19 protein-coding genes are annotated in these 24,973 nt (G+C 48.6%); 8 read left to right on the top strand and 11 right to left on the bottom strand.

Translation table 11 applies throughout. The features are described from left to right. Positions 1 to 320: 320 nt before the first annotated feature. A complete protein-coding gene (locus ABIE27_RS12710; protein WP_429350636.1) occupies positions 321 to 4,547 on the bottom strand; it encodes a DNA polymerase III subunit alpha in 4,227 nt (1,408 codons plus the stop codon). A 291-nt stretch (positions 4,548 to 4,838) separates the two neighbouring features. Here ABIE27_RS12710 and ABIE27_RS12715 point away from each other — a divergent pair, with 291 nt between their 5' ends. The 3 genes from ABIE27_RS12715 (at position 4,839) to ABIE27_RS12725 (ending at position 6,090) form a co-directional block, all read left to right on the top strand. Then, positions 4,839 to 5,168, top strand: coding sequence for a YtrH family sporulation protein (locus ABIE27_RS12715; protein ID WP_090920214.1), 330 nt, complete (start codon positions 4,839 to 4,841; stop codon positions 5,166 to 5,168). A gap of 20 nt (positions 5,169 to 5,188) precedes the next feature. Next, the gene (locus tag ABIE27_RS12720) at positions 5,189 to 5,677 is read left to right on the top strand and encodes a hypothetical protein (RefSeq protein ID WP_123067379.1); all 489 of its coding nucleotides are present in this window, start codon (positions 5,189 to 5,191) and stop codon (positions 5,675 to 5,677) included. Positions 5,678 to 5,769: 92 nt separating this feature from the next. After that, positions 5,770 to 6,090, top strand: a complete 321-nt coding sequence (locus ABIE27_RS12725) for a YtpI family protein (protein ID WP_192895176.1) — start codon at positions 5,770 to 5,772, stop codon at positions 6,088 to 6,090. A 287-nt stretch (positions 6,091 to 6,377) separates the two neighbouring features. Here the strand turns inward: ABIE27_RS12725 and ABIE27_RS12730 are convergent, their stop codons facing one another. From ABIE27_RS12730 to ABIE27_RS12740, 3 genes are all read right to left on the bottom strand, one after another. Further along, positions 6,378 to 7,712 carry a DRTGG domain-containing protein gene (locus ABIE27_RS12730; protein WP_123067378.1) on the bottom strand — a complete coding sequence of 445 codons (1,335 nt, stop codon included), beginning with the start codon at positions 7,710 to 7,712 and terminating at the stop codon, positions 6,378 to 6,380. A gap of 208 nt (positions 7,713 to 7,920) precedes the next feature. After that, on the bottom strand, positions 7,921 to 8,205 hold the full coding sequence (locus ABIE27_RS12735) for a hypothetical protein (RefSeq protein WP_123067377.1): 285 nt from the start codon (positions 8,203 to 8,205) through the stop codon (positions 7,921 to 7,923). 109 nt (positions 8,206 to 8,314) lie between these two features. Further along, positions 8,315 to 8,662 carry a YlbF family regulator gene (locus tag ABIE27_RS12740; protein ID WP_123067376.1) on the bottom strand — a complete coding sequence of 116 codons (348 nt, stop codon included), beginning with the start codon at positions 8,660 to 8,662 and terminating at the stop codon, positions 8,315 to 8,317. A gap of 233 nt (positions 8,663 to 8,895) precedes the next feature. Between ABIE27_RS12740 and ABIE27_RS12745 the strand changes: the two genes are divergently transcribed. From ABIE27_RS12745 to ABIE27_RS12765, 5 genes are read left to right on the top strand one after another with little or no spacing between them, the layout of a single operon-like run. Beyond that, positions 8,896 to 10,263, top strand: coding sequence for a YheC/YheD family protein (locus tag ABIE27_RS12745; RefSeq protein WP_429350637.1), 1,368 nt, complete (start codon positions 8,896 to 8,898; stop codon positions 10,261 to 10,263). 30 nt (positions 10,264 to 10,293) lie between these two features. Then, on the top strand, positions 10,294 to 11,535 hold the full coding sequence (locus tag ABIE27_RS12750) for a YheC/YheD family protein (protein ID WP_429350638.1): 1,242 nt from the start codon (positions 10,294 to 10,296) through the stop codon (positions 11,533 to 11,535). A gap of 11 nt (positions 11,536 to 11,546) precedes the next feature. After that, positions 11,547 to 12,920, top strand: coding sequence for a YheC/YheD family protein (locus tag ABIE27_RS12755; RefSeq protein WP_090920191.1), 1,374 nt, complete (start codon positions 11,547 to 11,549; stop codon positions 12,918 to 12,920). Beyond that, the gene (locus tag ABIE27_RS12760; protein ID WP_123067380.1) at positions 12,920 to 14,026 is read left to right on the top strand and encodes a YheC/YheD family protein; all 1,107 of its coding nucleotides are present in this window, start codon (positions 12,920 to 12,922) and stop codon (positions 14,024 to 14,026) included. Before ABIE27_RS12755 ends, ABIE27_RS12760 begins: the two co-directional genes overlap by 1 nt. Before the next feature lie 37 nt (positions 14,027 to 14,063). Beyond that, positions 14,064 to 15,242: a YheC/YheD family protein gene (locus ABIE27_RS12765; protein ID WP_123067373.1), complete on the top strand. Its 1,179-nt coding sequence runs from the start codon at positions 14,064 to 14,066 to the stop codon at positions 15,240 to 15,242. A 169-nt stretch (positions 15,243 to 15,411) separates the two neighbouring features. Here ABIE27_RS12765 and ABIE27_RS12770 read toward each other — a convergent pair whose 3' ends face one another. From ABIE27_RS12770 to ABIE27_RS12800, 7 genes are all read right to left on the bottom strand, one after another. Further along, positions 15,412 to 17,322 (bottom strand): alginate lyase family protein, encoded by a 1,911-nt coding sequence (locus tag ABIE27_RS12770; protein ID WP_123067372.1) that lies wholly within the window; start codon positions 17,320 to 17,322, stop codon positions 15,412 to 15,414. Beyond that, positions 17,319 to 17,654, bottom strand: coding sequence for a cupin domain-containing protein (locus ABIE27_RS12775; protein WP_123067371.1), 336 nt, complete (start codon positions 17,652 to 17,654; stop codon positions 17,319 to 17,321). The genes ABIE27_RS12770 and ABIE27_RS12775 overlap by 4 nt, the downstream gene beginning before the upstream one ends. Before the next feature lie 255 nt (positions 17,655 to 17,909). Next, on the bottom strand, positions 17,910 to 19,310 hold the full coding sequence (locus ABIE27_RS12780; RefSeq protein WP_123067370.1) for an ABC transporter substrate-binding protein: 1,401 nt from the start codon (positions 19,308 to 19,310) through the stop codon (positions 17,910 to 17,912). A 129-nt stretch (positions 19,311 to 19,439) separates the two neighbouring features. Next, the gene (locus ABIE27_RS12785) at positions 19,440 to 21,047 is read right to left on the bottom strand and encodes a response regulator (protein ID WP_429350639.1); all 1,608 of its coding nucleotides are present in this window, start codon (positions 21,045 to 21,047) and stop codon (positions 19,440 to 19,442) included. A gap of 14 nt (positions 21,048 to 21,061) precedes the next feature. Further along, positions 21,062 to 22,807, bottom strand: a complete 1,746-nt coding sequence (locus ABIE27_RS12790) for a cache domain-containing sensor histidine kinase (protein WP_429350640.1) — start codon at positions 22,805 to 22,807, stop codon at positions 21,062 to 21,064. A gap of 116 nt (positions 22,808 to 22,923) precedes the next feature. Then, complete coding sequence (locus tag ABIE27_RS12795; RefSeq protein ID WP_123067367.1) at positions 22,924 to 23,805, bottom strand: carbohydrate ABC transporter permease; 882 nt, start codon at positions 23,803 to 23,805, stop codon at positions 22,924 to 22,926. Positions 23,806 to 23,827: 22 nt separating this feature from the next. Further along, on the bottom strand, positions 23,828 to 24,718 hold the full coding sequence (locus tag ABIE27_RS12800) for a carbohydrate ABC transporter permease (RefSeq protein ID WP_429350641.1): 891 nt from the start codon (positions 24,716 to 24,718) through the stop codon (positions 23,828 to 23,830). Positions 24,719 to 24,973: the final 255 nt, after the last annotated feature.

Raw genomic sequence — 24,973 nt, forward strand, 5'->3', positions numbered from 1 at the left:
AAATAGATCATTATCTCATATTTCATTCATATAGAAATGCTTGTAAATCAGGAAGGAGATCCCGGTAACCGGAGTGGACACAATTCATCATAAAATAGAATTTCCCGGCGGATTTTGCTGTTTTTCACCGGAATAAACCTTTCTCATGATCATTACCACTGGAAAATTGTACATTCGCGCAAAGACTTCTGGTGAACACTAACACTGAGCCGAAGGGATACTTGGTTCGCAGATCTTGTATAAAAAAAGGATGTCCACCGTTCTCTATCTTGTAAACGGTGGACATCCCCTTGCTGAAGGTGGTAAAACCCGCTTCAGCTTTATTTGATTTTGACCGTCCCTTCACCAAGCATTTTCTCCATTTCGGAGAACAGTGCCGGTGAAGGTTTGATCCGGTAGGCGTCGCTCAGGGCGAGCAGCTTCTGCTGCTGCTCGTAGAAGAGCACGGTCGCCACCGGGCCAGGGTGTTGCTGAAGCAGCTCTTTGAGGCGCGCCAGCAGCTCGGGCTTCTCGGCCTGCGGGGTGAGCTTCACGAACACCCGCTGCTCGGCCCCACGCGGCGCACGACCCTGCTCCGCCGCGCCCGCCGCCGCAGGCGCTGCACTGCCCGCGCGTGCGCCGGCTGCGGCGCCTGTGCCTGCCTCGCTGCGCGCCGAGGCAGGGCCGCGGCTTCCGCTTGCACGCGCAGCGGAAGCGTCACCGCCTGCGCTGTTGCGCTGCGCTGCGGCTCGCGCGCCCGCTGGTCGCTGCGGCGAAGCCGCCTGCGCCGGGCGCGAAGCGCTGCCGCTGCCGGGCTTGCCGCGGCGGTCGCGGCTGCGCAGCTGCTGTTCCAGTGCCGCCGATGTCAGCGGCGACACTTCCTCGGCCAGCAGCTTAAAGCCCTCGTCCTGCTGCTGCACCTTGGCACGCACGACGAGCAATTCGCCTTTCCCGACATGCTGCTGGCTTCGCCGCCATACCTCGGGAAAGAGAACCACTTCGCAGCGTTCGACCTGGTCTTCCAGCTCCATGAACGCCATCGCCTTGCCCTGTTTCGTCGTAATCGACTTCACGGACACCACCATACCTGCGGCGACGGCCATCGTATCGTCAGCCGCTTCCGTCAATTCCATGATCCGGTCAGCCCCGCTCGATGCGAGCACATCTTCGTAGTCATCCAGAGGATGACCGGACAGATACAGACCAAGCAATTCACGTTCCAGTTCCAGTTGCTGACTTGCCGAGAACGGCGGAATTTCCGGATATTCAATCTCCCAGTTTGGTGTCTCCACAAAATCAAACAGCTGAATCTGCAAGTCCTCACGTTCTTTACGCCATTTCAGAGCCGCTTCAACGGTCTCGTCTAACATTGCCAGCAGTTGCGCGCGGTGTCCTGGCAAGCTGTCAAATGCTCCAGCCTGAATCAGCGATTCAATGACACGTTTGTTGCACACTCTCAGATCCACACGGCGACAAAAATCGAGCAGACTGTCGAACGGTTTTTCCTGTCTGACTGCCATAATGCTTTCCATCGCTTGTGTACCGACATTTTTCACTGCAGCCAGCCCGAAACGAATGGCTCCTGAGGACCATATCGTTACTGCTCCGCTATCCTCATCGCTTAATTCGGATGCCTTTTCCTGAATCTGTCCATAAGCCTGATCGCGATTCTGGTTGTGCGTCTCATCCTCCGACTGAGCATGCTCGGCACCCTGCATCCTATCATGATCCCGCAATTCTTGCTGATCATGAACCTGTTCCGATCCAAGCACAGTGTCTGACACAGATATTTTCACCAGACCCGGATCTAACTGACGACCGGATGCTTTCGAATCCGACTTAGCGGAAACCGCCTGCCAATTATCGCGGTATTCACTTATTCCCATTTCTGTTATGTGTTCGTTATCCTCCGGCATAGGCCCAGGATCATCCGGTAAAGGCGCCTCTCCGTACTCCCCATGTTCTCCGTAGTTATCATAAGAAACATCTTCGCGGGCTTCGGAAGCTTCACGTCTTTCGGTATGTCCACCTGTACCTGCAAGCTCACTGTGGTTATCCTGCTCAGTACCATCCGATTCCCCTGATTCACCCATCTTCTTCACAGCAGATGAAGCAAAAACAGGTGTAAACAAAATGCCACTTTCATTTACATCCGGCGGGAGCACATTAATCTGCATGTGACGGCATTCCACTACGTACTCTGCAACCTTACGGTGGCTTCCCATAACCGCGGTTAGCATAGAAGCCATGAAATGCACAGGATAGTGCGCCTTCAAGTAAGCCGTTTGGAATGCAAGCACACCATACGCTGCTGCGTGAGCACGTGGAAAGCCGTAGTTGGCAAATTTGACAATCATATCATAAACAAGATCCGCTTCCGCTTCACTGTATCCTTGTTTCAGACTGCCCTGGACGAAGTGCCCTCGTTCCAGATCGAGCACTTCCCTTTTTTTCTTGGAAACGGCTCGGCGTAACAAATCCGCTTCTCCCAAGGAGAAACCTGCCATGCGAGAAGCAATCTGCATGATCTGTTCCTGATATACAATAATGCCATAGGTATCTTTCAAAATCGGCTCCAGATCGCCATGTGGATAATCCACTTCAATCTGCCCGTGCTTACCCTGAATATATTTCGAAATAAACTCCATCGGACCCGGACGATACAATGCCAGAACGGAGATAATATCTTCAAACACACTTGGCTTTAATTCTTTTAAGACCCGGCGCATACCTGCGGATTCCAGCTGGAATACGCCCATCGTATCCCCCCTGCCTAACATCTCATAGGTAAGGGAATCATCATCAGAAATTTGTGTAAAATCAGGAACTTCCGCACGCTCCCCAATCCAGCGCAGACAGCGTTCTATAATAGAGAGGGTGCGTAGTCCGAGAAAGTCCATCTTAAGCAGCCCTATCGATTCCAGATTTTCCATGGAATACTGCGTCAAAGCTGTTCCTTCGCTTCCTTCCTGCAATGGAACGGCATCCGTCAGCGGATCTCGTGAAATGACGACACCCGCAGCATGCGTAGAAGCATGACGAGGCATGCCTTCCACCTTCATTGCCATATCGAGCAGTTCACGTGTTTTGGGTTTCGTCTCATATAACGCCTTCAGCTCCGGCGTAGCTTCCATTGCTCGTTCAATGTTAATGCCTAGCTGTGCCGGAATCAGTTTCGCAGCCTTGTCCACTTCGCCATACGGCACATTCAGCGCCCGCCCTACATCACGGACTGCAGCCCGGGCTGCCATGGTTCCAAACGTAATAATCTGGGCAACATGGGCTTTGCCGTATTTCTGTGCCACATAATCAATGACTTCGTCACGACGTTCATCACTGAAATCGATATCGATATCGGGCATAGATATCCGCTCAGGATTGAGAAAACGCTCGAAGAGCAGGTTATATTTCATGGGATCGACATCCGTAATACGCAGTGTATAGGCGACCAGGCTTCCTGCCGATGAACCCCGACCTGGTCCGGTGACAATCCCCTGCTTATGCGCATAGGCGATGAAATCCCACACGATCAGGAAATAATCCGAAAATCCCATGCTGTCAATAACGCGCAACTCATAGTCCAGCCGTTGCTCCAGCTCTGTACGAAGCGCCGTATCGTTCCACCGGTCAGAGTCAGCATAACGGGCGTTCATACCCTCTTCACACAACTGACGCAGATATGCAGACGGACCCAAACCTTCAGGCAACGGACGGTATTCCGGTAAAATGGATTTGCCAAATTCCAGCTCCAGTTCGCAAGAATCGGCGATACGGACTGTATTAGCGATGGCCTCCGGCACATGGGGGAACAGACGAGCCATTTGCTCGCCGCTCTTCAAATACAATTGGTTCGTTCCGATCCGCAAACGAGTCTCATCCTCTACCGTTTTACCTGTCCCGATACAGATCAGTACATCCTGCAATTCTGCATCCTCTTCGGATAGATAATGAGCATCGTTCGTTGCCACAAGCTGGATTTCCAATTCAGCAGCGAGTTTGATCAGCTGCGGATTGACTCTTTTTTGCTCAGCCAGTCCGTGATCCTGTAGTTCCAGATAAAAGTCGGAGCCAAAGATGTTTTTGTAACGTATCGCGGCACGGCGCGCCTCTTCTTCACGCCCATGCAGCAGATGCTGAGGAACTTCGCCGCCGAGACAAGCGCTCAGGCAAACAATTCCCTCATGATGTGCCGCCAAACTCTCCATGTCGATACGCGGTTTATAATGGAAACCTTCGAGATGTCCGATAGAACACAACTTCATCAAGTTCCGATAACCGGTCATATTTTTCGCCAGCAAAATCAAATGATATATCGGTTGATCCTTCCGGCTTCCCCGTTCTTTGCGAGAACCTGCCGTCATGTATGCTTCGCAGCCGATAATCGGTTTAATTCCCCGCTCGACGCAGGCTTTATAAAATGGGATAGCCCCATACATTACACCATGATCGGTCAGCGCAAGTGTCGTCATCCCCAGATCTGCGGCTTTATCCACGAGATCCGGAATACGCGCAGCGCCGTCCAGCAAACTATATTCACTGTGAACATGCAAATGCACAAAAGAACTCATGTCTTTTTACTTCCTTTCCCCGCTTACAGTGGCAGCTCTCATCATTGATGCTGTGTGCCGCCGTAGTGTACTTTATCATGCGCAAAATCCGAATCATCGAAATTCGCGTAAATATGCACCTACATGAATGTTCCCGTTAAAATTGAATTCTCTATCTAAATAAAGGAGTTTATTATTCTATTTTATCATAACGTCAGGGGGCTCGCCCATACAATAGAAGTACAAGCTGCTTCCCCTGTTGCACAGACCCAAAACAGGCGGTAGGCTGCTGGTCTGAAAGGAGTGTTGTGGGTGAGCACTTTTTTATCCAAAGCCATTCTTGACTTCTTTATAGCATTTGGAATCGTGCTGGGCGGCGCGATGATTGGAGGTATAGGTGCTGTCATTTCCCTTCAGCCTCCCACACAAACAATGCTCGATATTTCTGGAAAAATTAAAATCTGGGCACTCGCTGCCGCTGTGGGTGGTACGATCGATCCGATGCGAGTCATTGAGAGTAATTTTCTGGATGGCAACCTGTCACCGGCAGTTAAACAAATCCTATACCTGATCTCAGCCTTTATGGGTGCACATATGGGAACCGAACTGGTGAAATGGGTGTGTGGCGGAGGCCGGGGTTAGATGAGCCGCGATGACTCTGTATGAGACTCCCCCCCTTCTCCCGCTACCGCCCGTTGATGCGTATGACTGCCGTATTTGTGCTCGGAATGATCGCCGGATGTGTTGTGTATAACGGTGTGTTTCATCTCAGTTACAACAAACTGTGGCTAAATAATCAGGAGTTGCAACTTCAACTACACCAGAACGAGGAGGATATAAAAACGCTGAAAAAGTACAGTAAGCGCCAAACGGTTATCAAAGAGATCAAAGTTCGCGCCGAAGAATCCGATAAAGGCCCGGATGAGGCCTCACTAAAACTGATGTTACAAAAGCTCGGAGATGAGCTTGAAGTTTTGCGAGGAAGAGATGTATTTAACATCGACGAATATAGCAAAATGACACGCATCATGCTTAATCAGAAAATTTATAAGGTCAGGGAAAAAGAATATTCGGTCCAGGTCAAAACGATGCTTGTCATGGAAGGCGTTTTACAAGTCTGGGTACAGATCCGCATGCATGTTCCAGCATAATCTCCGAAAAATGCAAAAAACTGCCCTAGTCTGCATGGTCACATGCTACAATAAGGGCAGTCTATGTTTTTTAAAAAAGGAGTTGCTTCTGCGTGTTGATCGAAGTATTCAAGTATTTTCTGATCGCCCTCTTCGCCATCGCTATGATCTGTTCTGCACTGAACAGCATTCGTTCACGCCGGACAACTGACCCACATGTTGCCGGTTTGTATCGCTCCTGGACGAATATCTGGATGGGCTGCATGCTTATCATTCTCGCACTGATCCTGATGTTTGTTTTTACCGGTTCTACGCTATCTGTCATTGTGGAAGCGCTTTTCCTGATCATGGGAGCTTACAATGTGTTTGCTGGTATCCGTAATCGCAGTTACTACGCCAGACTTAAACAGCATTCCAGCAATACACCGGCTTAGATTAAAACGATGCACATTCCGAAGCATTTTGGCACAAGTCAGGTTTGGACAACATATTGGCAAAAAAAAGAGAGCACTCCCGAACAAACTTGAGGTGAATAAAGTAAGCCATATGCACTTGCTGCATTGCTGTCATCTGTGCAAGTTGATCCGTACATGTCAAAGTGCAAATGCTGCATAGCAGATTAATGGCTCACTTTTTCCCCTGACCGGGCTATCGCTCTCTTTTTTATATGCCTGGATATGTTTCCAGACCAACGCTTCTGAGAAGGTTTTATGCATTTATTCTAAGCGTGGTCTATGGACTGCAGCGTCATGACGGACTTGCACACCACACTGCCCTCGCGGGTAATGACAATATCCATTTTGCATGTCCTGCGGCTCGTTTCCAGAATCATGGGACGCACCATAATCTGATCTTCAATCTGCACCGGACGGACAAAATATGTCGTTACGTTATCGACCACATGGTCGTTACCTGTGACATCCCAAGCGGCTCTTCGGGCAGCTTGCGTCATGACATTCAGTAACACGCCTTCCGAGATCGTCCCCAAATCCGTGGCCATCTGGGGAATAATGAAACCGTGGAACAACAGTTCGTTCTGTTCCCCACGTTCTTCCGCGAATCCGTTCCAGATCAGATGATCAAACGTCTCGCCAAGCTGGGGCTGCTTCTGCGCATCACGCATGGCCTGCAGTACTTCCTTGCGTGTAACGGAAGCAATAAGCTTGCGGTTTCGGTCAACGATGGGCAGGAAATCAATGCCTTCCCAGGTCATAATCTGCGCAGCAGAAGCAAGGGATGTCTGTAACGAGGCTGTAATCGGACGGCGAACGACACACTTTTCAATGCTTTGATCCGCCTGTAGCTCACTGACATCCTTCAGACTCACAATGCCGATGACCCGGTTCCATTCATCCACAACCGGAAAACGGTGCTCCCCTGTCTCCGACACCAGCGAATGAAAATCCGCGGCCGAACTCGTCACTTTGAGCACTTGCAGACGGGGTTTCTGACCGATAATATCCTCCACCAGCATGATTTTTTTCTTGATCAGCCGGTCAAAGATCGCACGGTTAATCATAGAGGCCACCGTAAAGGTATCATGTCTGGAGGAGATAATCGGCAGTCCCAGTTCATCTGCCATAATCCTTACATCCCTGCTTGTACCAAAACCACCCGTAATCAATACGCCAGCTCCTTGTTCCAATGCCAAGGAATGAGCATCTTCCCTGTTACCAACAATAAGCAGACTCCCAGCATCAATGTAACGTGCCATCGCCTGCTCCTTCATCGCACCAATCACATACTTGTGCAAAGGCTTGGCCAGGCCTTCATTACCACCCAGCACATGTCCCTCCACAATCGTGACAACATCGGCAAAGGTCAGTTGCTCCGACATGCCCCGAGGTCTTTTTTCGATCCGCACCGTTCCGATTCTCTCTTTCGTCACGACCAGTCCGAAGTTCTCCGCCTCTTTAACGGCACGATAAGCTGTTCCCTCACTTACCCCCAGTTCACGTGCAAGCCCGCGTACCGAGATTTTGCTACCCACCTTCAATTGTTCGATATGCTGTAGAAGCTGTTCATGCTTCGTGACGTTTTCTTCTTGCCCGTCCATCTGTACCACCCCCGAAGTTGCATCTGTACTATACTGTATCTATTATAACACGACCTAAGGAAAATAACCCCATCTGACATGGAGTCCTGATCTCTAAAAAAACTTCTCACTTTTATCCTGCATGATCTGCTCCTAAGTGCTTTGCTTGAATGCACAAATAAGACCGAAACCCCATTCACTTCAGGATTCCGGTCTACCTAAAACTTATTTATACGGATTCGCTACGCTCTTGCTTGTCCAGCAGTTTCATTTCCCACTGCCGTAACTTCGCCCGGCGGATCGCCTCCAGCCCACGTTTCTTTTCCTCATCTACGCCTAGAATGAAATGCAGGTGTGCGCCTACAATTAACAGGGAGAACAGCACCCACACGATACCGAAAATATTAACCCAGTCCATTCCGCCAGCAAAGGAAATGCGCGGAAGCGCGATAACCAGCATCGACAATGCAATCAGCAGATAGATGACATGTTTTGTTTTTTTCAACCTCTTCACTATTCACAGCTCCTTCGTTCCATATATAGCTAGTCTATGAACGGTTCAGAGGGAATATGAGAGGATCAGAGAAAAAAACAGACAAGTGCATGCTTTTTGAACTTATAGCTTAAGCTTCTGCTCCGCCATACAGATGAGCCAGGCTGTCTGCAATAATTTTGTTTACATCCTCGATAATTACACTAAGGCGACGTTCTGCATCAAACAGGCGACGGATGTTCAGGTTCAGACTCAATACTTCAAAGAGCTTCTCCATCTTTTCCATCTCGTCTGGCGCTGGCATATCCCCACTCATCATGCGTTGTTGCAATTCCATCTGTTGGTTACGGAAGTTGTCCAGCATCGCTTTGGCTTCTGGATCAGCTTCAATCAATTTCATCGCAGAGGTGATCTCCTCTACTTCGTTACTCTCTCTTAGTGCTTTTGCCAGATCATTGGCTTTGTCATAAATATTCATTATAATTCCTCCTCTAAATTGGTTGTTCATCCGTGTAAGAACACGCATTCTATGCTCTCAAATCAAGGTTCTGGATCAAGCCGCCCAAAAACGCCCTAAATCAAACACATTTAATTCCGGCTGGGTCAATCACCAAGGGGTATATGTCCTCATATGATGAAGCACATGCCATGTTCAGATGCCGTTCAACTTCAAGATCAGACATCAAGCTGCCGCCCGGAAGGAGATCCGTGATGTCCACTAAAAAAGTAACGATACAGGTTACCGGCTCGGGCATCCTGCAGGACGACGTCATCATGCTGGGCGAAGGGGTTCTCAAAGCACTCAAGATTCCTTCGGGAAGACCTCTTCAACTTCAATTCGGTTCGTACCGCCGTGAAGTTACAGTTATTCCGGTTCCACGGTATGACGGATTAAGACTCAATCAGACGGTAGCCAGCAAAACCGGCCTTGTGCCCCGGTCAGTCCTGAGGGTATCATACCGCGCTGCCAGCCATACGCTTCGCCTGGGACCCTACATCAGCGTTATGGTCAGCCAGGATTACCCCGATCAACCCGATCGGCCCTTTGGCTCGATTACGATGTTCTGCCAGGAATTAGTGCATGCCTGCCGAAAGCAGGGCGCCTATGTATCCTTTTTCACACCGGAGGACATCGGGGAAGTAACTGGCTACATGAAAGGCTGGGTATATGATGACGGCTGGAAAAAGACCATTCTGCCCGTGGCAGATGTGGTCAATAACCGGCTGACGTCCCGCAAACTCGAGAACAAACCTAGCGTACAGCATTTTATGAAAGAAGTAAAATCGCTATACGGTACACACACTTTTAACGAAAAGTTTCTGGACAAAAACGAGGTGTTTGATGCACTTAAGTCGATTCCGACACTCAAACGGGTGCTGCCCGAGTCCCATTTACTCAAAACATCAGCGACTCTCAAGGCGATGTGCCAACGTTATCCGGTCATTTTTCTCAAGCCGGTTCGTGGTTCACTGGGCAAAGGCATTATCCGGGTTTCGCGTCAGCCAGAAGGAGGATATCTAACTCTGGCGACAAGTGTCGGAGGTACCCGCAAACAATCTTATGCTTCTCTGGATAAACTCTATGCCAGTATGTCCGGAAAAATGAAAACAACGCGTTATCAGATTCAGCAAGGGCTGACCCTGATTGACAACAGCGGCAGGCCCGTTGACTTCCGCGCGCTCGTGCAAAAAAACAAGAAGGGAAAATGGAGCGTAACCTCCATCGTGGCCCGTATTGCAGGAGGCAGTCATTACGTCTCCAATCTGGCGAGAGGTGGAAGCCTCAGCACCGTCAAAGAAGCCGTAGCCAAAACGCAGTTGTCCAGTTCTGCCAAAGCTTCGGCCTATGCAGGGCTGCATACAGCAGCACTCGACATCGCCAAAGGAATTGAGAGTGCGATCCCTGCCCATTTTGGTGAGCTCGGTATCGACCTCGCGCTAGACACAAGTGGACGCGTATGGTTGCTTGAGGTGAATTCAAAACCATCTAAAAACGATAATACACCGCTGAGCGAGAGCAAAATTCGCCCTTCGGTCAAAGCCATGCTTGAATACTCCACATATCTGGCCGGATTCTGAAGTTTAGTCTCGTGAAAGAGGTGCAGCAACATGCTTATATCGTCGCAAAACAACACCATGGCTATACTCGTCCGTGAAGCTGAAGGCTCACCTCCTTTTGCAGATGAACGCTTCTGCCGCAGACTGTGTGTGGGAAGCTCCAGGTATGGGTTACGCATTATCGTCATTCCGATTCCGGCCCAATATACCAAAGGCATTCTCCATAGAGCATACACTTATCATCAAAAGGGATGGAAAGCTATTCGTATGCCTATGATCGATCTGGTAATGAACCGCTGCCTGAACCCACTTTCCAGAAATACCAGACAGCAGTTGGAACAATATTTACCTTATACCTCCAGTCTTCGCCAGCGCTCTTGGTCAACTGCACTTCCTGGCAAATGGGAAGTTCATCGTGCTCTATCCAAGTCAAACACGCTTCGGGGACTCCTTGTTCCAACCACCAGGGTAAGGGCAACTATTCCCTGGGAAATATGGCTTGCACGCTGGCCCAAAGGTTTATTTTTCAAACCCGCTTCAGGAACTCATGGCAAAGGCACCTTCCGCTTATCCAAAGGAAAACTGCCATTTCTCTGGATTGTGGAGGGTCGTAATAGAGGCAACGAACACTATGTTAAGTCATTTCATCAAGCAACGGATGTATCTTCCTGGCTGGAATCACATCAGGCTGTACAAAACATGATTGTGCAGCCTTATCTGGAGCTTAGCCATCATGGAAGAGCATTTGATATAAGGGCACTGGTACAAAAAAACGGGCAAGGGCGCTGGATGCTGACGGGATGTATGATTCGGGAAGGAGCAGAAGGCTCTCTGACCTCCAATCTTCACGGCGGGGGTAACGCTTATCCTGCTGATGCATACCTTACCGAACGATACGGCAAAGACAAAGCTGCATCGCTGCTGCAACAGATCAAACATGCCGCCGCTCTCATTCCTCAGACGCTGGAGAGCCGTTTCGGCCGACTTGCGGAACTAGGTCTTGACTTTGGAGCCGATGTGGACGGCAAGCTGTGGTTGATTGAAGTGAATTCAAAACCAGGCCGCACCTCATTTGCGGAATCAGATGATAAACGCATGCATGCCCTGACGTACACACAACCGCTTGCTTACGCCCGTTATCTGCTGCAACAACATGTTCTCGCGGACGTCTCACGTCCAATGAAAATGCCGAATTCATCCAGCAAAGCTGGCCTGAAACGCATCCCGATTCCAGGCAGCAAGGGGCCTGTAATGCCTGCATGCCATGGAGCACAAGGATCTTTTTCAGGATAGGAGGATAAATCATGAGTTTGACCTTTTGTAATCTGCATTTCACCCAAAAACCCGAAAAAGTGGTGTATGTATCTAATGCTTTAATGAAAAGCCTTAATCTATCCGGCAAAAAAACGATACATCTGCGTTTCGGACGTGATCGCGTGCCAGCCACCATCAAACCGATTCGCAAAGCGGGGAAACATCTGTATCTGGCATCAGGCATCCGCAACTTAATGAACGTTCCCAAACGTGGCAGCATTTATCTTCGCAACCTCCAGAATGATGAAGTGCAACTGGGACCGCTCATCGGGGTGCTGTCCGACGGTTCTTCTTCAAGCTCGAATCCGTTTGGTTCTCGAACTGGTTTCATCAAGCAATTGCTTCGTGAAGGAAGCCGTAAATCGTATATCTATGCCTTCACTCCGCGAGATATCAACTGGCAGAACGAGACCGTTTCCGGGTACTTCCTCAATGAGAGCGGAAGCTTCTTCCGCAGGACGGTGCCACTGCCCGATGTTGTTTACAATCGTTTGCCGAGCCGCCGCTCCGACTTCTCACCAGCGATCAATCAGCTTCGGGAACGATTTATCCGCCGCAAAATTCCTTTTTTCAACTGGAGCTTCTTCAATAAATCGGATATTTACAAATTGCTGGAGAACGAACCCACCGCAGGACGTTATATCCCGGAATCCATCACCAACCCTACAATTGACCAGATGAGGGAAATGCTTGAGCGGCATCAGTTCGTTTATTATAAACCCACCGCTGGCAGCCTTGGAAACGGGATCTACCGCTTAACCTACTCACCTAAACGTGGATATTTTGCACGTTATCGCAAAAAAGGGGGTAACGCCCTGCTGCGCTTTGGTTCATTTAATAGCCTGATGCGCATGCTTCAAGGCCGACATGGCAAGCAGTTACGCGGCTATGTCGTTCAACAGGGAATACGGCTGATTGAGATCGACGAATGCCCTATTGATTTCCGTTTCCACATGCATAAGAACGGGAACAACCAGTGGGTTGTTGTTGGCATTGGTGCCAAAAAAGCCGGACGCGGAAGTGTCACAACTCACATCAAAAATGGCGGCTCTCTAATGACCCCTGAACAGGCGCTCAGCCGCAATTTCGGGGAACGTGCGGGCGAGGTTCTGCAGCAGGCGAAATCCGTCGCTATTACACTGGCCCAGGCGATTGAATCCCAGCACCAGCATCTGATTGGTGAGATTGGCTTTGATCTGGGCATTGATCAGGAGGAACATGTATGGATGTTCGAAGCGAACGCCAAACCCGGGCGCTCCATCTTCCGTCACCCTTCACTCCGGGTGGAGGGCAAATCGTCGGTGGAACACATTTTGGAGCATTGCCTGTATTTGAGCAAATTCCGGAAGAAGGACAGCATTTGATGAGCCTTCATGATGATTTCAAACCTGTGATCGCCGTACTCACCATGCATGATCAACAGCGTATGTTCAGAGGGAATCATCAAAATTTTCAGGATATTTTGCAAACAGGTGAAAGCATGGGATATGTCGTTTATATCGTGACAATTCGCGATCTTAATATGACTGGACCTACCGTTAATGGATATACGTACAACAAAGGGAGCGGCAAATGGATTTCAAAGCCGTTCCCCCTCCCTCATGTGCTCTATAACCGTATTCCTAACCGGGAAGATGAACGCAAGCCTTCGGTTCAACGTAAAATTGAAGAATGTCTGCAGTCCGGTATTGAACTGTATAACCCGTTTTTTTTCAACAAATGGAATCTATTCGAATGGCTCAAAAAATCCAAGTCCACGCAGCAACTGATTCCTCATACCCGGCGGATGCGCAGCGCATCTTCACTGGGTACGGTGCTTAGAACCTATCCTTATTTGTACCTGAAACCGGAGAGCGGCAAAGCTGGCAAAGGCATCATGATGCTCAAATTTCAAGAAAAAGAAAAGTTGCCTTACCGACTTAAAATACAGAATACTCGGAAAAGTATGACGTACAAGGCAGCCACGTTATCCAAGTTATGGGCCCGAATTCGAAAAGAAACCGGACGCACGCCCTATATCATGCAACAAGGCATCGAGCTCGCTTCTTCTCATAAACGCCCTTTCGACCTTCGTGTGCTTGTGCAGAAAAACGGCAAGGGACAATGGAGTGTGACTGGCATCGGTGCACGGCTGGCAGGTTCACGCAGTATTACAACTCACGTGCCTCGCGGCGGTAGTGTAGAAGACCCGGAGAAGCTGCTCACCGAGCTATTTGGGGAAGAAATGACTACAACTCTAATGAAACGGGTGAAGTCTACCTCTTTAATGATTGCCAGACAGGTTGAGCGCGGTTCGGGACATACACTTGGTGAAATGTCGATGGATCTTGGCGTGGATGATCTGGGTGAGATCTGGTTTTTTGAAGCCAATGCGAAACCGATGAAATTTGATGAACCACAGATCAGGCGGCGTTCACTGGAACGCATTTTCCAGTACAGCGCCTATCTTGCCCGTCAGTCTGTACGATGAAGGGCAGGAATACTGCATACAAAGAAGGTGATTGTTTGTGTCCTCACCTGTTCTGGGCATTATGACATTGTATCTGAATGAACACCGCGCTCTGGAAGAACGAAGCATCTACCGCCGAATGATTCTGGAAGGGCGCAAACGGGGACTTGATATTTATGTATTTACGCCTGCTGATGTCCATTCCGGCGGCAGGCAGATCGAAGCGATGGTGTATGACGAAAAGAATGGCTGGTCCAGGGAATGGCGCGCATTCCCGGATCTGATTTTTGACCGGTGTCGCATTCAGCGAAACCACCGTTTCCAGCAGCTCCTTGCCTTTCGTGAAAAATACGGACACCTGCTCTTTCTGAACCGGCCTTTACGCAATAAATGGACCATTCATCAAACCCTTTCCGAGCAATCCGCCTTCCGGCAACATTTGCCGGAAACGATTTTATTTCAGGACATGTCCGATGTGAACCGAATGCTCAAGGCTTCCCCGTTGATCTATCTGAAACCAATCAACGGCACGGGCGGACGCGGCATTCTGCGCGTAGAACGCAGCAGCAAGGAACCCAGTACAGTACTCGTTCAAGGCCGCGATCAGAAACGCCGCATTATTACACCGCGCAAGGTTCATCTATCTAGGCTCGGCCCCTTGCTTCAGCACTGGAACATGAAAGATAAATATCTGGTGCAGAAGGGGATTCAGCTCCAGCTTCCTAACGGCAGGGTACATGACTACCGTATGCTGGTTCAGAAAAACGGAGAAGGTGAATGGGAACTCACAGGATGTGCAGGACGAATGGGCGCCGAGAAAAGTGTAACCTCGAACCTTCATGGAGGCGGGCAGGCCATAGCCATGCAGCGATTGATGAAGCAATGGATTCCCGAAGAAGAACTGCGAGAAGAAGTGACAGCAACGGCAGCAAAATTTGGCATTGATGTAGCTTCGTTCCTGGAGGATACGTATGGGGATCTATGCGAGCTTGCACTGGATTTGGCAATAGACAAAAGTGGGCAGATCTACCTGCTTGAGGTCAACCCCAAACCTGCCCGTGAAGTTTTTGCCCGAATTGGTGAACGAAACATCTATTATAAAGCGATCACACAGCCGCTGGAATATGCCTTGTGGGTGTACCGCAACCGTCCTGCTCAAACGGTCAGAAAACCCCCTTCACCCAGAACCGCTACTTCTAAAGCAACGAGGCTGAAACGGGGCCGGAGAGTGAAATAAACCAGATCAATGATCCTACAGCGCAGCCTCTAGGCTGGCAGAGTAAAAAGGATTGAAGGTTCAGTAGTACATTGAGCCTTCAATCCTTTTCAGTTCTTCTCCATCCTATCTAGCTGCAAACATGGAGCTTATCATTTTATAAAATTCAGCATATGCAGTTGGGTTCTCACTACTTCCAGTCCACCTGATGCTCGTCGATCACAATCCGGCCTTCTTGACCGCGGTACTCGTAATCCAGCGTGAACTTCATTTGTTCCGGCTCCAGTGCACAGCCTGTAACTTTCACAGCTTCTTCTGTCTCGTCAGCCGGTAGGCCAATGGCCACAACGCCCACTTTGCCAGAAAATTCAGCTTTGCCTTGAACAACAGACGTTTCCGATTTCGAGCCGTAGATTTCAGATACCCAGCCCACCTGTTCTGTCAACTCAAACGTTTCACTGCCCTCCCCCGCCATCAAAAATTTAATGCACAGCTTAGTGGAGGAATCGTCAAATCGAATGCCTGCTCGCTGTTTCGCACAATCTTCCTTGCGCAATACCAGCCTTGCGTCTGGATGCAGATGGAACCGTTGCTCCAACGTGTGTGTCTTCTCAGCATCCAGCCAGTCCACCACCAGCAGTAGTGGCACACTTTTGCCTGCAAGCACCCATCGGCGATGGCTAACTGGATCGGGTAAATGTGTATATCCATCTTGTGAAGCATCCATAAAGTGATAGTTAGCGTGACTCTCATAGCGGTGTGTCGTCGCTTCTGCCTCAGGCTCACCCCATTGCTGAGTGGATACATAAGGTGTCTGATCCGTCCCGTCTATGGTAATCGTATTGTGTGCCCGCGTGCTTTTGAAATAATGACGCCACTGCCCTTCTTCGTACGTATAACGTCCGGTATCCGTAAAGAACAGTCGGTTATTCCACATCCATTCGATGTTCAAAGCATCCGCATGACCGTGAGCACCACCCATAGAAGCTGCATCAAAGAACAGATATTGCTGCTCATCCCTCATCACATAGTATCCGGTCTGTGGAAAAATACGACTTGTCAATGAACGGGATGCACCAGCCTGCAGCCTGACGCACTGCTCATATTTTGCAGCGCCCACCAACCAGAGGCATTCTGAACTGTCAGTCCCGCGAGCCATGAGGTCCTCGTCTCCCAGAATCGCACCTAACAGCGTCAACCGCTGCCTTCCGTCACTAAGCCAGTCCGAATCTCCAATGCCTGTCGATTGATGATCAGGTCTGATCATAGCTTCGGTGAATGCGGCCATATTTCGTAAACATTCTCCATACCACGCTGAGAACGGATGTCCCGAAATACCGGCCAGCAGATACGGTGTACCAAACATCTCAATACTTGCGTTATGGTAGTGAGTATTCAATTCGACCTGGATGCCCTCTTCATTCAACTGATGAAGCAAGCACAGCTCCAGCCGTTCAGTGGCCACTTGACGCCAGAATGGACTGCGCGGATGCTCCTTGTAGAAAGCCGCAATCATAAACAAACCCTGCATATGCATTATGGCGTGATTGATCTCCGTACTGCCGAGATAATGCGTCAGGAATTCCGCATGCTCCTCCAGCCCTTGCAGAAATTCAGCCCGAAATGTATCGTCCAACTGCGGGCTGGTTTCCATATATTTGTACGCGGCAATCCAGGATTGCACACGCAGACCTGTTTCAAGCAAACGCCAGGGACCTGGTTTCTGAAAAAAAACAGCCTCATCATATGCCAGATGAACAGGCACCGGATTCTGATCTCTCCATGTACGATAGTGATCAATAAAGGTAGTCACATATAACGGGTTGCCTTTCATCAGATAAGCTTTACCTAAATCAAGCATATGCCAGTGCCTGTTAATCCCCCACGTGAACTCCAGATCATTGGTCGGGTTGTGAAGCCAGTCCACCGGCGTACCAAGCGGAATCCAGTTGGTTAGATCATTCGTATATGGCACAATAAATTCATTCAGAATAGCACGGTTGGCAATCGTCACTGAATTTCGGGCTTCCTCTGGAAAATGCTCTTGATAGTATAAGGCTGCCTGCTGCAGTTCGTCTGCTGAAAGGTAAAAATCACTCATTGGTCTGCCTCAAGAAAATCCTGACGGAACGGCGTAAACACATCCAGTATAATCGCATCTTCCAGCGCCTTTACCCCGTGTGGCACATTCAAACCTGCATAGAAGCTGTCTCCCGCTTTGAGAACCTTCGTCTCCTCGCCTACCTGAACCTCAAAGCTCCCCTTTACAATATAACTGACTTGCTCGTGCGCATCATGGGAGTGAACTTCACCGATCCCACCTTTGGCAAAGGTAACTTCGACCATCATGAGTGTTCCACCCATCCCCAAAATTTTTCGTGAACTTGTTTCGTTAATGATATGTGGTTTTACGGAATTCTGGTCAATAATCATTGGATATTCCCCTCTCCCAGGCAAGATAATTTTAAAAATCTCAGGGCGGGTCTGAAAAGTCCGAAGGACGCAGATTTTGACGAATTTTCGTTCCAAGCAAGGAAGTTTTCCGCAGGCGTGCCGGGGCACGTCAAGGGAAAGTGACGTAGCAGGGGGCGAAAAGACGGTAAAAGATGCACTTCAGCGAGTTTTAAGACACGCCCTAGTAAAGTGAAGCGACCGAAGTACGAATACGACGGCCGCCATGTTTAGATTTTACTCTTCTTTGGATAGTTTACCTTGAAGCTTGGATGAATCAAACGATGGATCAGCTTCAATTTTAGTTAAGCCAGCCGCTTTGCTTTTCTCAAGTGCTGCATTATACCGCGTGTTCAGATCCTTGATTACGCCATCTAGATCACCACCAGTGAATACATAAGCGGAGAACGCTTCAGCCCATTTCATGCCTTCCAGCGAACTCTCTGTAATCACACTTGGATTGGCAGGGAAGATCGCGTCGTACTTCTTAGGTAAGAAACCCTCGATGCCTGGAATGCTAGGTTTTTTATCCGAGCTGAGTACGGCAGGGATTAAGGAAATACCATACCCTTTTTCATAATACTCACTTTGCAGGTCCGTACTGTAGACATACTCCATGAACTTCCATGCTGCTTCTTTGTTCTTCGAGTCAGCATTGATGCCGATGTAGGAACCACCAATGACTTGTGAAGCCCCTTTAATTGTACCGTCATCTGTTGGCACAGGAGCAGCACCCCAATTTACTTTCGTTGGGAACTGATCTTTGTAAACGCCCGGCTCACCAGAGTGATTGATGTACATCCCGATTTTCCCTTGTGCAAATTGTGCTCTCAGTGGGTCAATATCCAAGCTTTCTACACCCGGAAGCATGCTGCCATCTTGGTTCATCTGACGAAGTGCTTCGGCAATCGACTTGTACATGTTGAAGTCAAACTGACCTGTCTTGTAGTTAAAGCCATCGATACCTTCGTTCGTGCTTGCACCGGCAATCGTGTTCGCCGCTCTCCAGAAACCGCTGCTGCTTTTGAATGGGCTGGCGAAGCCATAGATGCCCTCACTTTTACCTGCTTCGGTAATTTTCTTAGCATCTGCTACCATCTCAGCAATCGTTTTAGGCGGAGAAGCAATACCTGCTTTTTTGAAAATATCTTTATTGTATACCAGTCTCCAGATCTGGCCTGTATTCGGAAGGGTATAAACTTTTCCATCAATCGTATTTTTATTTTCGATCAGGCTGTCCTTGAACGTTGCCTTCATGGCATCACTCATATATCCGTCGATTGGTGCAAGGTACCCCTTTTGATAATACGTTTGGAAATCGTCGATTTGAAACACATCAGGAGCTTGTTTACTCGCAAAAGCGATATCAACGGCCTGCGGATAATTATCACCCATGACGGTCATTTCCACTTCAATGTTATCTTTGTTGGTCTGGTTGAAATGATCAATCTTGGATTTCATAAAATCAGCATCGTGTCGATCCGGGGTCCAATAGACCACTTTCGTTTTGCCACTGCTCTGTTCTCCGCCGCCAGCTGCAGCCCCGCTGCCTGTTGTCGTTCCATTGTCTGTCGAACAACCAGCTACCGTTAATGCAAGCACAGCACTTAGTGTAGTCACCATCCATTTCTTAACCATTGAAATGCCCCCTTATGCTTGTCTGGACAACCTGTTTGGTTCCCCGTTAACGTAATGATATACGTTCCACTTCTATCGAAGTGAGGGACATTCTGACTATGCAAGGTGGGAAAAATGACGATCTCTGTCTTATCCGTTTTCATACATCTGCCGAAAATGTGTAGGGGTCATACCACAATACTTCTTGAAGAGGCCGCTGAAATATGGTCTGTCCTCATACCCCAGCATCTGACATATTTCCTGTACCTGCACACCCGCAACCAGCAGTTCCTTCGCCTTTTCCATTCTTAACTTCGTAATATACTGAATAAGGGTCATACCCGTTTCCTTCTTGAACGCATTCGCAAAATAACTTGGACTTAAGTGAACCGACTGGGCACAAGTTTGCAATGTGAGATTTTCGGACAGATTCATGCTGATAAACTCTTGGGATTTGCTGATGGCCTGTTTGACATCCGTCAGCCTTTTCTTATCCATGATCTCGCAGCCCATACTGCTGAAATGCTTGATGTAAGCTCCCCAGCCGTCAAACGTCAACGAACGCATCGCTTCGAGCACGGTCAGGTCTGCTTCCAGACGAAGGCGTTCTTCTTCTGTGATCTCGTCACAGAACGCCCGGTAGATCGCAAATGCGAGTCCTGACAACAGACGGATCATCGTCAGTGGCTCGGGAAAACCTTTGGCGTTCTGCCAGACTTCCAAAATATCATCGATAATTCGGTGACAAGAACTTTCATTGCCGCATTTCAATGCGTAAAATAGCTCCTTTTCCTTTTCCAAAGGATAGACGGGAGCCACAGCATCCTGATTCTCCAGTTCTGCATACTGGAAAATGCAGTTTCCTTCACTGTAAAAACGATAGGATATCGCCTTGTCCGCATTGGCATAAGATATCCAGATTTCCTGCGGTCTGCGGGCGATCGTTCCGACTCCAATGGAAATAGTCTTTTTGCTATATTGCTCCACATTGTGGCGGCATTGCTCCATGAGATCGGATACATCAATCTGGTCGGATGTATTAAATATAGCGGCCAGCCGGTAACGATTTTCACGCAGTACAACGCTTCTTGTATACCGATTCAACGTTTCGCTGACGATATTCTGAACTGCAAACGGAATGATCTCTGCATCTAGGTGCATTGTCGACCCGTAGCGTGTATAGCCATCAACCTCAATGACCAAGACATTAAGGTTGGAGGAATCCAGCTCAATGTCAAGCTCATCCCACCGGCTTTCATTCAAATACCCACCAATCTCATGCCGAAGCAGACCCAGAAGATAACTGTGACGTTCGTACTCACTGCTGCTAACCGCTTTCTGTTTCAGCTTTTGAAGTTGCTGCGACTTCGCCTGTTCGCTCTCAATAACCTGTCTTACTTTTAGCACCGCACCCAAAATCTCCTCAGGCGTAAACGGTTTGAGCAGATAATCGAAGGCTCCGAGCTTGATTGCTTCCTGAGCATATTGAAAATCGGAGTATCCACTAATAAAAATAAACTTGGATCGCAGTCCAGCATCCATTGCCCGCTTCATGAGTTCGAGTCCGCTGAGCCGGGGCATTTTGATATCCGTAATGACAATGTCTGGCTGCTGTTCGGCCAGAAGCGACCAGCCTTGCTCTCCATTGTTCGCTGTGCCCACAATCCGAACCTCGTGTTCCTCCCACGGAATAGTTGAAGTGATGCCCTTGACCACAGCCTGAATATCATCCATAACACACATCGTCAGTTGCTCCATACGTACGCTCCCTCCTAGCGAATCGGAATGGTGATGACCACGGTAGTCCCCACGTTTATTTCACTATGGAATACAAGCGAAGCTTGCTCACCATACTGCAGATTTAATCGGTCAACCAGATTGGATATAGCATATCCTTTCCGATTGCCCTCTGTTGCTTCTTCCGCATTCATTTTCGCTACATCCATACCACATCCGTTGTCCGTGACCGCAAGTCGGAGTGTATCTTCATGCAGGTCAATGCGGATGAGAATGTCTCCCAGATCTTCCTTATCATTAAATCCATGGAGGATCGAATTTTCCACCAGAGGCTGGAGCAAAATTTTCAAAATTTCAATTCCCTTGCAGGACTCCTGTGCCTCAATCCGGTATTCAAACAAGTCTTCGTAACATTGCTGCTGTAACTGCATATACTGCTCGACGTGTTTGATCTCTTGCTCTACGGTGGTTATGTCTTTTCCATCATTTAACCCGAGTCTGAACAGCAGAGAAAGAGAGACAATCATGGCGCTGACATCCTTCTTCTCCCCGCTTTCGCTTTTCCAGAACATCGTATTTAACGTGTTGTACAGAAAATGAGGATCAACCTGGGCTTGAAGCGCCTTCACTTCCAGCCGCCGCTTGTCCTGTTCCGTGGCTCGCACCTCTTCAAACAAAATCTGAATCTGCTCCAACATCCGGTTAAAACGATGTCCTACGGCACTGACCTCATCGTCATATTTGCTGCGAAACCGGACGTCCAGGTCATTGTACTCCACCTCAACCATGAGCCGCCGCAGTTTGTTCAGCGGTTTCAGGAGAGCAGAGGATAACAGGTCGGACAACGCAAGCGCAAGCAAGATACAGAACAGCATAATCAGAATGACCAGCCAGCGAATTTTCTTCAGCGGGGATAACAAATCTGCCTTGGACTGAACACTGACCATAACCCAGTCCTCGTTCATCGATAGAGCCGAGTAATTCACCAGCATATCCTGCCCCTGTCCGTTCGTATAGGTGAAGTCACCCGCTCCACGATTTAATCGCTGTGCAAATCCGGGTTCTGTCACCAGATTAAATGTCCCCGAACCTGGACGGATGACCTCACTACCGTTTTTATGAAGCAAAAACAATTGCACCTGACTGTTCATCAGATCCTGATTTAATATATCTCGCATCGCGGCTTCCCTCATGTTAACGACCATGTATACCTCCGAGAAGGTGTGGTTGTCGATCACAATCGGTTTGAGCAGCAGTGACAACACATTACCCCGGGATTGGAATAAGGCACTGGCGTGTGAACCGAACCACATCGTATTCCAGCCTGGCTTTTTGACAACCTCTCCATATTCGTTATCAAACGCCGCACTCTGATTAGGAAAATCCTTCGTCGAGAAAAAATTGCCGATCGGTGTCTTCAAATATGCGGTATCAATCAGCGGTTCTACCAGCTTCAACTGCGCAAAAGTTGTCTGGAGCAGAGAGAGATTCTGATAATAACGACCATCATTGTGATTACGCACATCCTGCATCACCTGTGTGAATGTGTCACCCAGCATGAACGAGTAGGATGAAACGACGATATGACGCAGATGCTCGTCCATCACCTGTACGGACTTGTTCAGAATGCTCTTCTTTAATTCAAGAGCGTTCCGCTCTATGCTTTTGGCAGCGAAGAGATAAGAGCATATGCCCGTCACACTGATACACAAAACAACGAGAAAAATGTAGATGAGCTGTATCCGTTTTTTCAGAGACATTTTGTAGAAATATGACATCATAGGCGGTCGCTCCTTGAACAAGGGCTGGCCCTGTCCGCTGTAATTAAAAAGAGTATAGCACAGCGGAATCTGCCCGGAATACCGTTCCCCGAAATCTCTTCCTCAGCTTTACCGTCCTAACCTTTGACAGCACCAAGCGTAACTTGCATGAATGATTTATTCGCAAAAATGTATACAACGAGCAGTGGCAAAATGGACAGACAAGCTCCGGCCATCATTAATTGAACCTCAGCTGCAGCCCCGATCCCGTAACGAAGGTTCGCCAGACCAACCGGCAAGGTTTGCAACTTGGGATTGCTCATCGTAAATACGAACGGAAGAATATATTCATTCCATGAGTTCTGGAAAACACCCAATCCCGCAACAGCCAGACCTGGACGCAGCAGTGGCAGGATAATCCGCCAATAGGTTGTAAAGAAGTTACAGCCATCAATCATCGCAGCCTCATCCAATTCACGGGGGATACTCTTAAAGAACCCTACGAGAATAAAATAGGTGGCCGCATGGGCACTGATTAATATGATGATGACACCCCACAGCGAATTGTTCAGACCCAGCTTGACCATGAGATCAAATTGTGGTCTAAGTACTACGGCACCAATCGAAATAAACAATGTGGATGCCATGAGCAGGGTATACGCTTTTTTGCCTTTAAAATTCACCCGATCCACCGCATAAGCTGCCATGGACGATACGAGCAGTGTTCCTACTGTTGTGGCAATACTTACAAAGATGCTGTTCAGCGTAAATCCGGAAAAATTCGCCGTCTTCCAAGCTTGGCTGTAGTTCGTGAATTGCCATATCTTAGGCCAGATCGTTGCTCCTCCGGTAAGTTCCTGGTTCGTTTTGAACGATCCTAATAACACGAGGATGATCGGAAACAGGGACAAGATCGCAATGATCAGCAGAAATATAAAGAGGATGGTTCGCTTCGTCCACCGAGTCCAGCGGAATGAACTTGAGTTCGAAGATGCAGGTGTAAGTACGGTTTGAGTCATCATCGTTTCCTCCTGTCCATCATTAGTAAACATCATTTAGCTTTTTGGAAATCTGGAAATAAATGAGCGTCACTACCCCTACAATGAGAGCTGTTGTGAATCCGACTGCACTTCCGTAACCGAGCTGTTGCAAGGATTGTGTGTCCGCCGAAACAGGGAACAACAGTTTGAACAGGTACAGATACATGACCTCTGTTTTGCCATAAGGCCCACCCTCGGTTAATACCATAATGCTCTCGTACCCTTTAAGTGCTGTGGTGATGGCTAGCATAATAATCATCTGCATCACAGGTCCGAGTAGCGGAATCGTTACATTGCGCAATTTGTGGAACTCGCTCGCTCCATCCAGTGATGCTGCCTCATACAGCTCCTCCGGAATGCTTTGCAGACCTGCAATGAACAACAACATGTAGTTTCCGACAGCACCCCAGATGGCGATAATGATCGTTGTCAGCATGGCATGATTCGCATCCAGCCAACCAATTGGCGAGGATATGATGTGATACTTGAGCAGCAGTTGATTCAGAATGCCGTTATATGAATTGAAAATGATGAAGAAAACAATCGCCATAACAGATGCACTAAAAATCGTTGGAAGATAAAAGACCGCCCTAAACAAGGAGCGTCCACGCCACTTTCGATTCAGGATAATCGCCAGAATCAGGGACAGCGGAATCGTAATGACGAGTTTACCGAGTGCGTATATCCCCGTATTTTTGACCGAATCCCAGAACTGTCCATCACGCATAATCCGTGCAAAGTTATCAAGTCCAATGAAGATCGGCTTGCCGATTCCCTGATAATCATAAAACATGTAACGCAGAGCCCATAACAACGGATAGATTCCGAATACCAGTGTGAGAAAGAGACTTGGGATGATGAAGATGTAGGCGTTCAGTTTGGATGGTTTCATCAGAATCAGACCCCCTATAGCTTTTGAATGAAAGTATAGAGGGATTTACATCATATGCGGGATAGGGAAATCAACTTTCTGCAGGGGAGAATGTGACTGCGTGCTAAAAGCAAAAAAACCTGCATAGGCGCAAAAAACGCCCATACAGGTACGTGGAAAAGAGCTGAAAATCTTTGGTTTAGCTGTTGTTTATGCACTGTTTTACTGACAATCAGACATACCCTGCGCAGGTCAGACAGTTTTGTGTTTGTCAGC

The organism is Paenibacillus sp. 4624, from assembly GCF_050435065.1.
GTDB lineage: Bacteria > Bacillota > Bacilli > Paenibacillales > Paenibacillaceae > Paenibacillus > Paenibacillus amylolyticus_D.

Coding starts and splice junctions, on each gene's coding strand:
- ABIE27_RS12710 (WP_429350636.1), bottom strand. CDS start 4,547: ATGAGTTCTTTTGTGCATTTGCATGTTCACAGTGAATATAGTTTGCTG.
- ABIE27_RS12720 (WP_123067379.1), top strand. CDS start 5,189: ATGAGACTCCCCCCCTTCTCCCGCTACCGCCCGTTGATGCGTATGACT.
- ABIE27_RS12730 (WP_123067378.1), bottom strand. CDS start 7,712: ATGGACGGGCAAGAAGAAAACGTCACGAAGCATGAACAGCTTCTACAG.
- ABIE27_RS12740 (WP_123067376.1), bottom strand. CDS start 8,662: ATGAATATTTATGACAAAGCCAATGATCTGGCAAAAGCACTAAGAGAG.
- ABIE27_RS12745 (WP_429350637.1), top strand. CDS start 8,896: ATGTCCACTAAAAAAGTAACGATACAGGTTACCGGCTCGGGCATCCTG.
- ABIE27_RS12750 (WP_429350638.1), top strand. CDS start 10,294: ATGCTTATATCGTCGCAAAACAACACCATGGCTATACTCGTCCGTGAA.
- ABIE27_RS12755 (WP_090920191.1), top strand. CDS start 11,547: ATGAGTTTGACCTTTTGTAATCTGCATTTCACCCAAAAACCCGAAAAA.
- ABIE27_RS12760 (WP_123067380.1), top strand. CDS start 12,920: ATGAGCCTTCATGATGATTTCAAACCTGTGATCGCCGTACTCACCATG.
- ABIE27_RS12770 (WP_123067372.1), bottom strand. CDS start 17,322: ATGAGTGATTTTTACCTTTCAGCAGACGAACTGCAGCAGGCAGCCTTA.
- ABIE27_RS12775 (WP_123067371.1), bottom strand. CDS start 17,654: ATGATTATTGACCAGAATTCCGTAAAACCACATATCATTAACGAAACA.
- ABIE27_RS12780 (WP_123067370.1), bottom strand. CDS start 19,310: ATGGTTAAGAAATGGATGGTGACTACACTAAGTGCTGTGCTTGCATTA.
- ABIE27_RS12785 (WP_429350639.1), bottom strand. CDS start 21,047: ATGGAGCAACTGACGATGTGTGTTATGGATGATATTCAGGCTGTGGTC.
- ABIE27_RS12790 (WP_429350640.1), bottom strand. CDS start 22,807: ATGATGTCATATTTCTACAAAATGTCTCTGAAAAAACGGATACAGCTC.
- ABIE27_RS12795 (WP_123067367.1), bottom strand. CDS start 23,805: ATGACTCAAACCGTACTTACACCTGCATCTTCGAACTCAAGTTCATTC.
- ABIE27_RS12800 (WP_429350641.1), bottom strand. CDS start 24,718: ATGAAACCATCCAAACTGAACGCCTACATCTTCATCATCCCAAGTCTC.